The sequence below is a fragment of the Herbaspirillum aquaticum genome (assembly GCF_002213425.1).
GTDB lineage: Bacteria > Pseudomonadota > Gammaproteobacteria > Burkholderiales > Burkholderiaceae_D > Herbaspirillum > Herbaspirillum aquaticum.
Genome location: NZ_NJGV01000029.1, coordinates 1 through 12,265 on the forward strand (window position 1 = coordinate 1; position 12,265 = coordinate 12,265).

Consider the following 12,265-nt stretch of genomic DNA (forward strand, 5'->3'; position numbering starts at 1 on the left):
CCGACCCTGAAGCTGCGCGGTGACTACCTGGCCATCGTGACGCTGGGCTTCGGCGAGATCATCCGCATCTTCATGAACAACCTCAACGCGCCGGTGAACATCACCAACGGTCCGCAGGGCATCAACCTGATCGACCCGATCCGCGTGTTCGGCGTGTCGCTGGCCGGTGAGCCGGGTTCGGGTTCGATGGTCAAGGTCTTCGGCATGAACCTGCCCTCGGTGAACGCGTACTACTACCTGTTCCTGGTGCTGTGCATCTTCGTGATCTTCTTCTCGTCCCGCCTGCAGGATTCGCGCCTGGGCCGTGCCTGGGTGGCCATCCGTGAAGACGAGATCGCCGCCAAGGCGATGGGCATCAACACCCGCAACGTCAAGCTGCTGGCCTTCGCCATGGGCGCTTCGTTTGGTGGCGTGGCCGGTGCCATGTTCGGTGCCTTCCAGGGCTTCGTCTCGCCGGAATCCTTCTCCCTGACCGAATCCATCGCCGTGCTGGCCATGGTGGTGCTGGGCGGCATCGGCCACATTCCTGGCGTGGTGCTGGGTGGCGTGATCCTGGCGGCGCTGCCCGAAGTGCTGCGCCATGTGGTGGAGCCGCTGCAGATGGCCATTTTCGGGAAGGTGTGGATCGATGCCGAAGTGCTGCGCCAGCTGCTCTACGGCCTGGCCATGGTGATCATCATGCTGACCCGTCCGGCTGGACTGTGGCCCTCGCCGCGCCATGAGGACCGTCCCGAAGTGGACCATACCAAAGTCGGTACCACCGGCGAAGTCAAAGCCTAAGCAGGAGATAAGAAGATGAGTCAGACACTGCTCAAGATCCGTGACGTCAGCAAGCGTTTCGGCGGCCTGCAAGCCTTGAATGGCGTGGGCCTCACCATCGAGCGCGGCCAGATCTATGGCCTGATCGGCCCCAACGGCGCCGGCAAGACCACGTTCTTCAACGTCATCACGGGCCTGTACCAACCCGATACCGGCAGCTTTGAACTGGATGGCAAGCCTTATTCGCCGAGCGCCCCGCACGAAGTGGCCAAGGCCGGCATCGCGCGTACCTTCCAGAACATTCGCCTCTTCGGTGAAATGACCGTGCTGGAAAACGTGATGGTCGGCTGCCACGTGCGCACCAAGCAAAATGTGTTCGGTGCCGTGTTCCGCCACAAGGCAGCACGTGACGAAGAGGCGGCGATCCGCGCCAAGTCGCAGCAGCTGCTGGACTTCGTGGGCATCGGCCAGTTCGCCAAGCGCACGGCGCGCCACCTGTCGTATGGCGACCAGCGCCGCCTGGAAATCGCCCGTGCCCTGGCGACCGATCCGCAACTGCTGGCGCTGGATGAACCGGCGGCCGGCATGAATGCCACCGAGAAACTGGGCCTGCGCGAGCTGCTGGTGAAGATACAGGCTGAAGGCAAGACCATCCTGCTGATCGAACACGATGTGAAGCTGATGATGGGCCTGTGCAACCGCATCACGGTGCTGGACTACGGCAAGCCGATTGCCGAAGGTGTGCCGGCCGACGTGCAGAAGAACCCGGCGGTGATCGAGGCCTACCTCGGTGCAGGACATTAAGCGAGACCACAGAACATGACAACGAACATCCTCAAAGTCGAACAACTGAGCGTGGCCTATGGCGGCATCCAGGCCGTCAAGGGCATCAGCCTGGAAGTCAACGACGGTGAATTGGTCACCCTGATCGGCGCCAATGGCGCGGGCAAGACCACCACCCTGAAAGCCATCACCGGCACGCTGCCCAGCAGTAAAGTCGATGGTCACATCTACTATCTCGGCAATCCGTTGAAGGGCAAGAAGTCCTTCGAGCTGGTCAAGGACAAGCTGGCGATGGTGCCGGAAGGCCGTGGCGTATTTACGCGCATGAGCATCCAGGAAAACCTGTTGATGGGGGCTTACACCAGCAATGACAAGGGCCAGATCCAGGCCGACATCGACCGTTGGTTCGAGGTCTTCCCGCGCCTGAAGGAACGTGCGGCGCAGATGGCGGGGACCTTGTCGGGTGGCGAGCAGCAGATGCTGGCGATGGCGCGCGCGCTGATGAGCCATCCCAAGCTGTTGCTGCTGGATGAACCGTCGATGGGCCTGTCGCCGATCATGGTGGAGAAGATCTTTGAAGTGATCCGCAATGTGTCGGCGCAGGGGATCACCATCCTGCTGGTGGAGCAGAACGCCAAGCTGGCACTGCAGGCGGCGCATCGCGGTTATGTGATGGAGTCGGGCCTGATCACCATGGAAGGGCAGGCGCAGCAGATGCTGGATGATCCGCGGGTGAAGGCGGCTTATCTGGGTGAGGGGTAAGTCGAGCCGGTAATTCGTAAATGATATAAATCATTTGTGATGTATCGACGAAAAAACGCAGCCTTGGCTGCGTTTTTTTTACGTCATCCGCATGCGATGACCAAGCATGCATCACGCGTGACCTCAGGCAGTCTTGCGTGCCCGAACCTCATTGCGCAAGCTGCGCACCTTGTCATGGTTGGCCAGCACGCCTTGGTACTGGCGTTCGATGACCAGGCGGATGTCGGTCGGCAGGTCTTCGCTCAGTGCCTTGCGATAGGCATTGACGGCGGCATCCTCGCCGCGTTCGCATTCTTCCAGGATGCTTTCGTCATCGCGCCCGGTGATGGCGCTCTTGAGGTTGACCCACTGGCGATGCAGGGTGCCGCCCAGGGTGCTGTGGCTGGCCGGTTCGCCGCCCAGGCGCTGCACCAGGTCCTGCAGGTCCAGCGCTGCCTGCGCACACTCGGTGGCGCGCAGCATGAAGGTTTCCTTGTAGGGAATGTAGCGCTCCTGCGCATCATCGGCACAGGCACGGAAGCCCTTTTCGCCATCGATGGAGATCTGGATCAGGTCGTTGAGGGTGGAAATCAGGTGGTCATTGTTCATGTTGCCTTCCTTTCTTTTTGCGTTCTTCGGGCTCGCCGCACGCGCTGTCCGGCAGGACATCCGGGGCGGCAGCGGGTTGTTCAATGCCTCAATGGAAGAAGAAATAGATCAGCACCAGCAGAAACGCCGGAACGCCGCACAGCCATGCCAGGAAATACTTGCCCATGATGTTCTCCTTGTCGGTATAGGGTGAATGGTCAACAGTCGCCTCCCGGACAGATCAGCCTGGATCAGCCGACCAGCAGAAGCAGGACCGTCGTTGCACAGTTCCATCCTAGGAGCCCGGCGTGCTTGACTCCATCGGACGGCAACGCAAGCCCGTGTAGGAAACGGCCGCGCTTTTGCCTGCCTCAAGCCCCACCGTAAAGATTGCCTCATCCGCCGCCATACCAATGCCGACAAGGCTTTCCGGTTTGTCCTACAAAACAATTGGCCGCCGTCCTATAGAGCAGAACAGTAGGCGCTCGCTATCATTTTTCCCATGATGTTCACGGTCACACAGGCAGCAAAAAACGCTGCAGCGGATCGTGGATATATCTACGCAAGACCTGCACCGCTCCTTTCAATCCATGTTGAACCCTTGACGACGAGGAACCGCATCATGAACAAGAAGACGATCACCGGCCAGTTCAACTTTGCCCTCGGCAAGTTCCAGGAAAGCGTGGGATCGGTGCTGGGCAACGTGCAGCTGCAGCGTGCGGCACAGCGCCGCCAGATGGACGGTCGCATCATGCACGCCGTCGGCGAAGCGCAGGACCTGATCAAGCGCTCCCTGCGCCAGCGTGCAGGTTCGCTGTAAGGCGCCGCCGTTGCGACGCAAACCGAAGGAGAGCATTGATGAGTTTCGGAAAGACATTGTTATGGGCCGCCGGCATCGCCGGTGTGGCCGTCGGTGCCAGCCTGCGCATGCTGGCTCGCCAGGCGCAGCGCCGCGACCAGCGCCAGCAGGACATCGCCCTGCAGCGTTGGGAAGACGAGGGCGGCAGCGCCCGTAGCGTCGCGCAACGCCGTGTTCGGTGAGCGGCGGCAACGGTGGCCGGTGGGCCTTTGTCCTACACGGCAATCGGTCTGGCGCCGATACAAAGCGCGACAAGGCACCGGTATCTTGCTCCTGACTCTCTGAATCAAGCAGGTGAGAGCAGCAAGCAGAGATGGCGAGAGCAGCACGGAAATTGAACGCAGCAGGACAGCATCAACGAAGGCGCCGGAATTTGCGTCGAGTCAGTCCGCAACCGCCCGGCACGACCAAGAACAAGGGAGGAGATCATGGACAAGCTCGTACTCGGATGGCTTCTGGGTGTGCCGGTGCTGATGCTGATCGTGCTGCAGTACCTGATGTGAGCAACACGTGAGCACGCCTCACCCCGGGTGGCCGGAACAAGTCCGCCGCCCCGATCAAACCGCAACGTATACCAGGAGGCCAAGCATGCAAGCCAACAAATTCAAGACCGCCCGTACCGACGTGCAATCCCTGCTGCAGCAAGCCCAGGACATGTTCGCCGAGGCCGCCAGCGCCACCGGCAAGAAGGCCGACGACCTGCGCGCCGGTGCCCAGGACCTGCTGGAGCAGGCACTCAACACCGCCCAGGATGCCCAGGCTGCCGTGGTCGAAACGGGGCGCCAGATCGTCACCAGCACCGACGATTACGTGCAGTCCAACCCGTGGCGCGCCATTGCCATCGGCACCGGTATCGGCCTGCTGGTCGGCCTGGCCGTGGGCCGCAGCGCTGACCGCTACTAAGCACAAAAGCACAAGCATTTTCCCGGAACCCGGTACTGCCCTAGGGCAAGGCCGGATCCAGCCAGGCGCGCGGCTGCCAGACAGACCGCAGCGCATTAGTCAAGAAACCGGAGAGAAGGAATGACCATGACCAAGAATCCACCGAAGACCGACGTCAAGAACAAGCAGGGCTTCCACCTCGACAAGGATGCCATCCGCGCCGCCGCCAAGAAGATTGATGACGGTGCCGTCACCGAAGGCTATCGCGGCAACCGCGAGGAAGTCGTGGCGATGTTGAACGATGCGCTGGCCACCGAGCTGCTGTGCGTGATGCGCTACAAGCGCCACTACTACACCGCCAAGGGCCTGAATGTGGAAGCGATCAAGGGCGAATTCCTGGCGCACGCGCAGGAAGAACAGAGCCACGCCGACCAGATTGCCGAGCGCATCGTGCAGCTCAATGGCGAGCCCGATTTCAACCCGAAGACCATCGCCGAGCGCAGCCATGCGCAGTACGACGAGTCCGAGGACATCAAGGACATGATCCGCGCCAACCTGGTGGAAGAGCGTGTGGCCATCGAAGCCTATCGCCAGATGATCGAACGCATCGGCGATGACGATCCGACCACCAAGCACCTGCTGATCCAGATCATGGCGCAGGAAGAGGAACACGCCGACGACATGAGCGACCTGCTGGGCCTGTAAGCCCGGGCAGCGAGCCACTGGAGCAGCACATCATTCCGGGAATTCTTTCCCCCACCGTCACAAGGAGATCGACATGAACTGGGACATCGTTGAAGGCAACTGGAAGCAATTCAAGGGCAAGGCCAAGGAACAGTGGGGCAAGCTGACCGATGACGATCTCGACGTCATCGCAGGCAAGCGTGACCAACTGGCCGGCCGCGTGCAGGAAGCTTACGGCGTGAGCAAGGACGAAGCCGAAAAGCAGATCCGCGACTGGGAAGACCGCAACAAGGATTGGCGCCAGTAAGCATCCCTGATGCACAGGCGCAATCCCGCCGCCGGGCGCAGTCCAGGTGGCGGGAGCAGCAGGAGTTGGAGTGTGTGAGTGTGAGTGAGTGAAAGTGCAGGACGCAGGCCGGTCACCATGCCGGCCTGCATAAGAATACGGCCCCAGGCCGCAACCCAAGCAAACCATGAGGAAGGACACAATGAAAAAAATCATCGCAACCATGATCTTCGGCGCAGCCGCTATCGGCATGCATGGCGCAGTCTTCGCAGCCGACCCGGCAGCGGCCCAGTACAAGGCCGACAAGGCCAAGGCTGATGCCGACTACAAGACTGCCAAGAAGAAGTGCGGTCCTTTGAAGGGCAACGACAAGGACGTCTGCGAGAAGGAAGCCAAGGCCGCACACGAATCGGCCGTCGCTGACGCCAAGGCCAAGCGCAAGGGCGTGGAAGCCGACAAGGACGCCATGAAGGACAAGAACGACGCCAACTATGACGTCGCCAAGGAAAAGTGCGACGCCATGAGCGGCGACGCCAAGGACAAGTGCGTGGCCAACGCCAAGGCCAAGTACGGCAAGTAATCCTGTCCGGCGCGATTGAGCGCAACTGATTCGCACCCGGGCCTGCGGCCCGGGACGATCAAGAATCAATATCTTTATCCCGTTCCTGTCGCAGTCACCCGATTGCGCAACACAACTCAAAGGAGTTTCATCATGTCGCTGACCAAAATGTCCCTGACCAAGCGTTTCCTCGGTTTCTTCCTGGCCCTGTTCATGGTTTCCCTGGTGGGCTGCGCATCCAGCCCGGGCAAGGAAGGCACCGGCGAATACGTCGATGATGCCGTCATCACCACCAAGGTGAAGGCCGTCATCTTCAACGAGCCGAACCTGAAGTCCGCGGAAATCAACGTCGAAACCTACAAGGGCGTGGTCCAGCTGTCCGGTTTCGTCTCCAGCTCGACCTCGGCTGCCCGTGCTACCGAACTGGCCCGTGGCGTCAAGGGCGTGGTCTCGGTGCGTAATGACCTGCGCTTGAAGCAGTAAAGCGCGGAACTTGCAAGCGCGTGTCCGGTCTGTTGACCGGTCCGCGCTTTGCCTGCTTGTGGATTTGCCGCTTGCAAAGCGCATCGAGACGATCCGGTGCGTTTCGCAAGAAGACAGGTCAGGGCCTGTCAGGTATAGTTGGAACCCGTTGCTGCCGGGCAGGGGCAGGCCACCGGTCTGCCAGGACAGGGAGGCAGCGATGATCACCGGAACTCGCGCATGCATGACGGTACAGATTGCTGTACGGAATCATGTGTTGCACCCGGTGCAGAATCGAGTACAAACATAAAACAGGTCCAAGCAGCGCCCACGGCGCTGAAGTTACAATTCACCGCTCAAAAATGCCATGACAAAAATACTTGTAGTCGATGACCACGCGGTCGTACGGGCAGGTGTGCACCACTTCATTTCGGAAATCCCGTCGATGGAAATCGGCGGCGAGGCCAGCACGGCCGAAGAAGCCATTCGCCTGGTGCGTACCCAGGATTGGGATATCGTCCTGCTCGATATCGCCATGCCCGACAAGAGTGGCGTGGAGGTCCTCAAGCAGATCAAGCGGGAAAAACCGGAATTGCCGGTGCTGATGCTGTCGATGCACCCCGAAAGCCGCTATGCGGTGCAGGTGCTGCGCAGCGGCGCCTCCGGCTACGTGCAGAAGGAAGCGCTGGCGACCGAGCTGGTCAATGCCATCAACACCATCCTGCGCGGGCACAAGTACATCAGCTACGGTGTGGCCGAACTGCTCACCAGCGAGCCGGTGGATTCCGAGAAGCCGCTGCATGAGACGCTCTCGCAGCGCGAGTACGAAATCTTCTACAAGCTGGGCCAGGGCCAGGGCGTGACGCAGATCGCTGACGAGCTGTGCCTGTCGGTCAAGACGGTCAGTACCTATCGTTCGCGCGTGCTGCAGAAGATGAGCATGACCAACAACGCGGACATCATTTATTACGCGATCAAGAACAACCTGATCGACTGAGGCCTGGCACCCCGGGCAGATATGCCACCGACAGGTCGATGAGGCCGGTCGGCAGGCAGGGAAGAGTGGTACGGCGCATCATGGATGACATTCTCAACAGCAGGCCCCAGCGCGAGAGCGACGGGACGCCCTTGCGGATCTTCCTGGTGGAGGATTCGGAGGACGTGCGGGACCTGATCGTGGAGAGCCTGGCGGAGATTGCTGGCGTGCGCCTGGTGGGCTATGCCGAGACCGAGCTGGAAGCCCTGCGCGATTTGCAGCAGAACAGCTATGACGTCCTGATCCTCGATATCCAGCTCAAGCAGGGTAACGGCATGAGCCTGCTGCAGTCGTTGGCACGATCCAATACGCGGCGCCAGAGCGAGGTCAAGGTGGTCTTCAGCAATCACGTCAGCCCGACCTATCGGCGCGTGGGAGTGCAATGCGGGGTCCAGCACTTCTTCGACAAGTCTTCCGAACTACCGCTGCTGTGCGACCTGCTGGAGGAATTGGCAGCACAGCGGGCGGGCAAGTTTGGCCGTACCTCTTCGAGCAACAATTCGCCGCAGGGCCCGGCCCAGGCGGGGGGACTTTGATGCCTCTTTTTGCTGCATAATTCGCGCAGCCCAACATCCTGCCGCCAGGGCAATTCGGCGCGGCACGGATGAAGAAAGACAATGAGAACCGATCAAGGCAAGCGGGCCGCCAGCGATGGCCGGTGCGTGGCACGGATCGCACTAGAGCAAGGGATTTCCGACGATGCAGAAGAACAATGACGGCCTTCGTCCGTCCTCCGCCGATCTCCAGAACAGCGCATCGGTAGAGTATTTTGCCGCGTCCCACGCGCATTACAGCAGCATGGTGACGCTGGCCATGGGACTGTCCATGGCGGTGATCCTGCTGGGTGTGGTGGTGCTCGTGACAGGCCTGTTGGGCGCGGAATACCGTCGCCTGCTTTCGGGCCTGCTGGCCGTGCGCGAAGTGACGGCCGGTGGCTTCATCCTGGGTGCGTCAGCGCTCTACCTGCGCTGCATGCATTCGGGCGCGCGCCGCGCGTCGGTGCGCAAGCTGGCCGCCGGGCTGGCGCTGCTGTTGCTGGTGCTGGGCGTGGCCTCGCTCGTCCATGCAATGATGCTCACACTGGGCTGGCTGCCGCTGGATGGCGCCAATCCGATCTCGCCGCTGGCCATTCCGCCCTTGCTGTCGGTGGGCTTCGTCCTGATGGCGCTGGCCTTGCTGCTGCATGACTGGCGCTTGCTGGGCGGCTACTATCCCGCCGAGTACCTGGCCTTCACGCTCATGGGCCTGTCGGCCATTCCGCTGGTGGGTTACCTGTATGACGTGAGCCAGTTCATCTATCTCGATTTCCCGCTACCGATCTCGCTGCTGTCGTCGCTGGTGTTTGCGCTCCTGGGCGCGGCCTTGCTGATGGCGCGTCCGTCTCATCCGCTCATGGCGGTGATCCTGCGCATGGCCCCAGGCGGCCAAATGCTGCGCCATCTGCTGCCGCAGACCCTGTTCCTGCTGCTGGCGTTCAGCCTGCTGCTGAACTGGGGCATGTCGCACGGCTGGATCCTGCCGGAACTGGTGCTGCCGACCTTGACGCTGATCAACGGCGTGATCGTGCTCTTCATCTTCTGGGGGTCGGCCAGCCGGCTCGACAGCGAATACGGCGAACGCACGCGTAACGCCCAGAAGCTGGCCGAGACCAGTGCGCTGCTCAATGCCGTGAGCGAAAGCACGAGCGACCCGATCTTCGTGAAGAACCGCCAGGGCCTGATGATCTTTGCCAACCCGGCGACCCTGCACAAGCTCGGCAAGACCTGGGAAGAGACCATGTACCGCTCCAGCCGCGAGCTGTTCCTGGTCGAGGAAGAGGCCGATACGGTGGACCGCGACGATCGCCGCGTGATGGCCTCGGGCAAGCCCGAGAAACTGGAACAGACCCTGCACCTGCCCGAAGGCGTGGTCACCTTCCAGACCGCCAAGGTGCCCTGGTTCGGCAAGGATGGCAGTGTGCAGGGGGTCATCGGGATCAGTACCGACATCACCGAGCGCAAGCAGGCCGAGGATGAATTGCGCGAGCGCGAGAGCCGGCTGGAAAAGACCGTCATCGAACGTACTGCGCTGTTGCGCGAACTGACCAACCACCTGGAAACGGTGCGGGAGGAAGAAAAGCGTGCCATCGCCCGCGAGCTTCACGACAACATGGGCGCCTCGCTCACAGCCCTGTCGATGCATCTGGAAGGGGTCTACCAGATCCTGCCGCAGGATGAAAAGTGGGCAGACCGCAAGGTGCGCATGCAGGGGCTGATGAAGTCGCTGGTGGCCACCACGCGCCGCATCCAGACCGAGCTGCGACCCAATACGCTGGACCTGTTCGGCCTGAAGGCAGCGATCTCGGAACAGCTCGATGAGCTGCACGAACGCACCGGCATCGCCTGCCATGCCAGCCTGCCCGATGAAGACGTCGATGTGGGCCACGAGATGGAAATTGCCATCTACCGCATGCTGCAGGAAATGCTCAACAACGTGACCAAGCATGCCAAGGCCAGCAAGGTCGATGTCATTCTCGACGTCGATGAGGACCACGTGGCCCTGACCGTACGCGATGATGGCGTGGGCATTCCCGAAGAGCGGCGTGACAACCACAAGACCTACGGCCTGCGCGGCTTGCGCGAGCGCGCCACGTTCTTTGGCGGGGAGGTCGATATCCGTTCCACGCCGGGCAAGGGTGCCCTCATCAGCATCAGCCTGCCGATACGCCCGGAGCTGGCTGCCAGCGACGCCTGAGATCGCGGCTGCACGGCTGTTTCAAGTACTCGTCATCATCCACGAAAGCCGCCCCCAGGGCGGCTTTCTGCGTTTTGGTGAGCTTGTTTGCAAGAGCGTTTTTCCGGCACGATTTTTCGTTTTTTCCTACGCGTGAAAGGGCGACTCTCTTATGTCGGGCCAAGAGGCTCATCGGTACCATGGATTCATCGTCACTCACCGCCCGAACGGGAGGCCAGGGTGGCGGGACCGGCAAGGAACGGAGCTCTGCGCCGGGTAACCCACAGACGAACAACGCAAAGGAGCCATCATGAACAAGGATCAGATCAAGGGCAGCTTGAAGGAAGTTGCAGGCAAGGTGCAGGAGAAGACCGGTGAGCTGACCGGCAACACCAGCCAGCAGGTCAAGGGCGCCGCCAAGCAGGTCGAAGGCAACGTCCAGAAGACCTATGGTGACGCCAAGGAAGCCGCCAAGGACTAATCCGGACTGCGTGCCGTCAGAGGCAGGACTGCGTTGGTGGTCGTTTTTGCATCGCTGCGGCGATTGCTGGCTACCACTGGCGCAGGCCGAAGCTCAGCCGTGTAGGAAAACGCCTACGCCAGAATCGGAAATGGCTGATTTTGTGATGCAGCAATTTCCGCGACCATGTCGTCATGGTGCTGGTAGAGCCGGGAAATCAAAAAGAGTTCTCGGTTTGCCGCATGAAATTTTCAGCTCACCGCCAGAAGGGACCCCTGAAAGGGCAGACCATGAAAAAAACAGTCGGTATTTGCATGCTGGCAGCCGCCTCGGCTTTCGCCTCTCACGCTTTCGCAGAAACTTCACAAGCCGTCGACAGCGCCGCGCGCTGGTCGGCTTCCACGATGGACCGTCACATGCCGGTTGATGCAGCGCGCCTGCACAAGCTGGGGCAGAAGAAATTCCGCTACATGGACATGGCCCAGAGCAAGCGCTCCAAGTCCCTGCAGAATGCCGTGCTGCTGTTTGGCGCACGTGCCGACGGCCAGGGCCAGGTGGCGCAACGCGACCAAGCCAAGGCTGCGCCCAGCGCACCGGTTTATCGTGATCACGCACAGTCCAAGCCACCGCGCGTGATCATGCGTCCGTCGACCTGAGCGCCGGGCGTATCCAACCATTCGATCAAGAGGAAGGAGTCATCATGAAGACCATGCAAAAACTGGCAGTGACCTCGGTAGCCATCTGTGCCTTTGCCGCCTTGACCGGCTGCAGCGGCATGACCCAGCAAGACAAGAACACCGCCATCGGCGCAGGTGCCGGTGCTGTCGGTGGTGCCGTCCTCACTGGTGGCAGCGCCATCGGGACCGTCGGTGGTGCCGCTGTCGGTGGCGTGATCGGCAACCAGGTCGGCAAGTAATTTGCTGATCGGCTGATCGCCTGGCACTGCGCCTCGTGGTGAGGCGCAGCACCCATCAACAACGCCGCGACGGGAATGACCTGTCGCGGCGTTGTTGCATTGAGGGCGGGATGCGGGTCAGCTTATTTGGCAGCGGGCATGGCGCCGTGCTTGTGTGGCGGCTTGCGTGTGCCCTTCCTGGCGGATGCAGCGGCGGGAGCGTCACCCTGGTAGTCCTTGAAGATGCGCTGCGCGCGTGCCGCATCCTGCGACCTGGCTTGTGCCGCCTGCTGGCGGCATGCCGCAGCGTCCTTCCCCTTCATGCTTTTGCAGGCCTGCAGCGCTTCGGCATAGGCCGCTGCGGTTTCCTTGTTGAGGTTCTGCAGCCGGCCCTTGGGGCTGTTGTCTTCCTGGTACCAGCGCTGCGGATCGGCCTTGCTGACATCTTCTTCAGCAGCGTGCACGGTACCGGCAGACAGGATGGCGAAGGCCGCAAGGAGAGCGGGCAGGGGAGAAGCGAGGAATTTATTGTTCATCTGATGTCAGCCTCTTCACGTTA

Annotated in this window: 19 protein-coding genes; 17 read left to right on the forward strand and 2 right to left on the reverse strand. The window is 61.2% G+C overall.

What is annotated here, in order from left to right; translation table 11 throughout:
- From CEJ45_RS22545 to CEJ45_RS22555, 3 genes are all read left to right on the forward strand, one after another.
- On the forward strand, window positions 1-780 hold a 780-nt coding region (locus CEJ45_RS22545), incomplete at its 5' end, for a branched-chain amino acid ABC transporter permease (RefSeq protein WP_420913297.1).
- Window positions 781-795: 15 nt separating this feature from the next.
- Complete coding sequence (locus tag CEJ45_RS22550) at window positions 796-1,563, forward strand: ABC transporter ATP-binding protein (RefSeq protein ID WP_088757288.1); 768 nt, start codon at window positions 796-798, stop codon at window positions 1,561-1,563.
- A 15-nt stretch (window positions 1,564-1,578) separates the two neighbouring features.
- On the forward strand, window positions 1,579-2,304 hold the full coding sequence (locus CEJ45_RS22555; protein ID WP_088755760.1) for an ABC transporter ATP-binding protein: 726 nt from the start codon (window positions 1,579-1,581) through the stop codon (window positions 2,302-2,304).
- Window positions 2,305-2,427: 123 nt separating this feature from the next.
- On the opposite strand, the gene CEJ45_RS22560 is transcribed toward CEJ45_RS22555, so the two are convergent.
- Complete coding sequence (locus CEJ45_RS22560; protein ID WP_088757289.1) at window positions 2,428-2,892, reverse strand: PA2169 family four-helix-bundle protein; 465 nt, start codon at window positions 2,890-2,892, stop codon at window positions 2,428-2,430.
- Between CEJ45_RS22560 and CEJ45_RS22565 the strand changes: the two genes are divergently transcribed.
- The 14 genes from CEJ45_RS22565 (at window position 2,891) to CEJ45_RS22630 (ending at window position 11,727) form a co-directional block, all read left to right on the forward strand.
- Window positions 2,891-3,085 (forward strand): hypothetical protein, encoded by a 195-nt coding sequence (locus CEJ45_RS22565; protein ID WP_088757290.1) that lies wholly within the window; start codon window positions 2,891-2,893, stop codon window positions 3,083-3,085. The two genes, CEJ45_RS22560 and CEJ45_RS22565, sit on opposite strands and share 2 nt — an antisense overlap.
- Before the next feature lie 408 nt (window positions 3,086-3,493).
- Complete coding sequence (locus CEJ45_RS22570; RefSeq protein WP_034338209.1) at window positions 3,494-3,691, forward strand: CsbD family protein; 198 nt, start codon at window positions 3,494-3,496, stop codon at window positions 3,689-3,691.
- A 38-nt stretch (window positions 3,692-3,729) separates the two neighbouring features.
- Window positions 3,730-3,912 carry a hypothetical protein gene (locus CEJ45_RS22575; RefSeq protein ID WP_088757291.1) on the forward strand — a complete coding sequence of 61 codons (183 nt, stop codon included), beginning with the start codon at window positions 3,730-3,732 and terminating at the stop codon, window positions 3,910-3,912.
- A 406-nt stretch (window positions 3,913-4,318) separates the two neighbouring features.
- Window positions 4,319-4,633, forward strand: a complete 315-nt coding sequence (locus tag CEJ45_RS22580; protein WP_088757292.1) for an ElaB/YgaM/YqjD family protein — start codon at window positions 4,319-4,321, stop codon at window positions 4,631-4,633.
- Window positions 4,634-4,753: 120 nt separating this feature from the next.
- Window positions 4,754-5,317 carry a ferritin-like domain-containing protein gene (locus tag CEJ45_RS22585; RefSeq protein WP_088757293.1) on the forward strand — a complete coding sequence of 188 codons (564 nt, stop codon included), beginning with the start codon at window positions 4,754-4,756 and terminating at the stop codon, window positions 5,315-5,317.
- 73 nt (window positions 5,318-5,390) lie between these two features.
- Window positions 5,391-5,603 (forward strand): CsbD family protein, encoded by a 213-nt coding sequence (locus CEJ45_RS22590; protein ID WP_058894511.1) that lies wholly within the window; start codon window positions 5,391-5,393, stop codon window positions 5,601-5,603.
- A 181-nt stretch (window positions 5,604-5,784) separates the two neighbouring features.
- Window positions 5,785-6,162: a cell envelope biogenesis protein TolA gene (locus CEJ45_RS22595; protein WP_088757294.1), complete on the forward strand. Its 378-nt coding sequence runs from the start codon at window positions 5,785-5,787 to the stop codon at window positions 6,160-6,162.
- Between the two features lie 132 nt (window positions 6,163-6,294).
- The gene (locus CEJ45_RS22600) at window positions 6,295-6,624 is read left to right on the forward strand and encodes a BON domain-containing protein (protein ID WP_088757295.1); all 330 of its coding nucleotides are present in this window, start codon (window positions 6,295-6,297) and stop codon (window positions 6,622-6,624) included.
- 346 nt (window positions 6,625-6,970) lie between these two features.
- Entirely contained in the window at window positions 6,971-7,600 is a 630-nt protein-coding gene (locus CEJ45_RS22605) for a response regulator (RefSeq protein ID WP_006464715.1), read from the forward strand.
- An 80-nt stretch (window positions 7,601-7,680) separates the two neighbouring features.
- A complete protein-coding gene (locus CEJ45_RS22610) occupies window positions 7,681-8,175 on the forward strand; it encodes a response regulator (RefSeq protein ID WP_229296857.1) in 495 nt (164 codons plus the stop codon).
- Between the two features lie 163 nt (window positions 8,176-8,338).
- A complete protein-coding gene (locus CEJ45_RS22615; RefSeq protein WP_088757297.1) occupies window positions 8,339-10,372 on the forward strand; it encodes a PAS domain-containing sensor histidine kinase in 2,034 nt (677 codons plus the stop codon).
- A gap of 289 nt (window positions 10,373-10,661) precedes the next feature.
- Window positions 10,662-10,832, forward strand: coding sequence for a CsbD family protein (locus CEJ45_RS22620; protein WP_034338233.1), 171 nt, complete (start codon window positions 10,662-10,664; stop codon window positions 10,830-10,832).
- A 269-nt stretch (window positions 10,833-11,101) separates the two neighbouring features.
- Window positions 11,102-11,467: a hypothetical protein gene (locus CEJ45_RS22625; RefSeq protein ID WP_141107042.1), complete on the forward strand. Its 366-nt coding sequence runs from the start codon at window positions 11,102-11,104 to the stop codon at window positions 11,465-11,467.
- A 44-nt stretch (window positions 11,468-11,511) separates the two neighbouring features.
- Complete coding sequence (locus CEJ45_RS22630) at window positions 11,512-11,727, forward strand: glycine zipper 2TM domain-containing protein (RefSeq protein ID WP_008326509.1); 216 nt, start codon at window positions 11,512-11,514, stop codon at window positions 11,725-11,727.
- Between the two features lie 122 nt (window positions 11,728-11,849).
- On the opposite strand, the gene CEJ45_RS22635 is transcribed toward CEJ45_RS22630, so the two are convergent.
- Entirely contained in the window at window positions 11,850-12,242 is a 393-nt protein-coding gene (locus CEJ45_RS22635) for a hypothetical protein (protein ID WP_088757299.1), read from the reverse strand.
- Window positions 12,243-12,265 lie beyond the last annotated feature (23 nt).

Coding starts and splice junctions, on each gene's coding strand:
- CEJ45_RS22595 (WP_088757294.1), top strand. CDS start 5,785: ATGAAAAAAATCATCGCAACCATGATCTTCGGCGCAGCCGCTATCGGC.
- CEJ45_RS22625 (WP_141107042.1), top strand. CDS start 11,102: ATGAAAAAAACAGTCGGTATTTGCATGCTGGCAGCCGCCTCGGCTTTC.
- CEJ45_RS22620 (WP_034338233.1), top strand. CDS start 10,662: ATGAACAAGGATCAGATCAAGGGCAGCTTGAAGGAAGTTGCAGGCAAG.
- CEJ45_RS22575 (WP_088757291.1), top strand. CDS start 3,730: ATGAGTTTCGGAAAGACATTGTTATGGGCCGCCGGCATCGCCGGTGTG.
- CEJ45_RS22560 (WP_088757289.1), bottom strand. CDS start 2,892: ATGAACAATGACCACCTGATTTCCACCCTCAACGACCTGATCCAGATC.
- CEJ45_RS22570 (WP_034338209.1), top strand. CDS start 3,494: ATGAACAAGAAGACGATCACCGGCCAGTTCAACTTTGCCCTCGGCAAG.
- CEJ45_RS22585 (WP_088757293.1), top strand. CDS start 4,754: ATGACCATGACCAAGAATCCACCGAAGACCGACGTCAAGAACAAGCAG.
- CEJ45_RS22615 (WP_088757297.1), top strand. CDS start 8,339: ATGCAGAAGAACAATGACGGCCTTCGTCCGTCCTCCGCCGATCTCCAG.
- CEJ45_RS22580 (WP_088757292.1), top strand. CDS start 4,319: ATGCAAGCCAACAAATTCAAGACCGCCCGTACCGACGTGCAATCCCTG.
- CEJ45_RS22610 (WP_229296857.1), top strand. CDS start 7,681: ATGGATGACATTCTCAACAGCAGGCCCCAGCGCGAGAGCGACGGGACG.
- CEJ45_RS22565 (WP_088757290.1), top strand. CDS start 2,891: ATGTTGCCTTCCTTTCTTTTTGCGTTCTTCGGGCTCGCCGCACGCGCT.
- CEJ45_RS22630 (WP_008326509.1), top strand. CDS start 11,512: ATGAAGACCATGCAAAAACTGGCAGTGACCTCGGTAGCCATCTGTGCC.
- CEJ45_RS22605 (WP_006464715.1), top strand. CDS start 6,971: ATGACAAAAATACTTGTAGTCGATGACCACGCGGTCGTACGGGCAGGT.
- CEJ45_RS22555 (WP_088755760.1), top strand. CDS start 1,579: ATGACAACGAACATCCTCAAAGTCGAACAACTGAGCGTGGCCTATGGC.
- CEJ45_RS22635 (WP_088757299.1), bottom strand. CDS start 12,242: ATGAACAATAAATTCCTCGCTTCTCCCCTGCCCGCTCTCCTTGCGGCC.
- CEJ45_RS22590 (WP_058894511.1), top strand. CDS start 5,391: ATGAACTGGGACATCGTTGAAGGCAACTGGAAGCAATTCAAGGGCAAG.
- CEJ45_RS22600 (WP_088757295.1), top strand. CDS start 6,295: ATGTCGCTGACCAAAATGTCCCTGACCAAGCGTTTCCTCGGTTTCTTC.
- CEJ45_RS22550 (WP_088757288.1), top strand. CDS start 796: ATGAGTCAGACACTGCTCAAGATCCGTGACGTCAGCAAGCGTTTCGGC.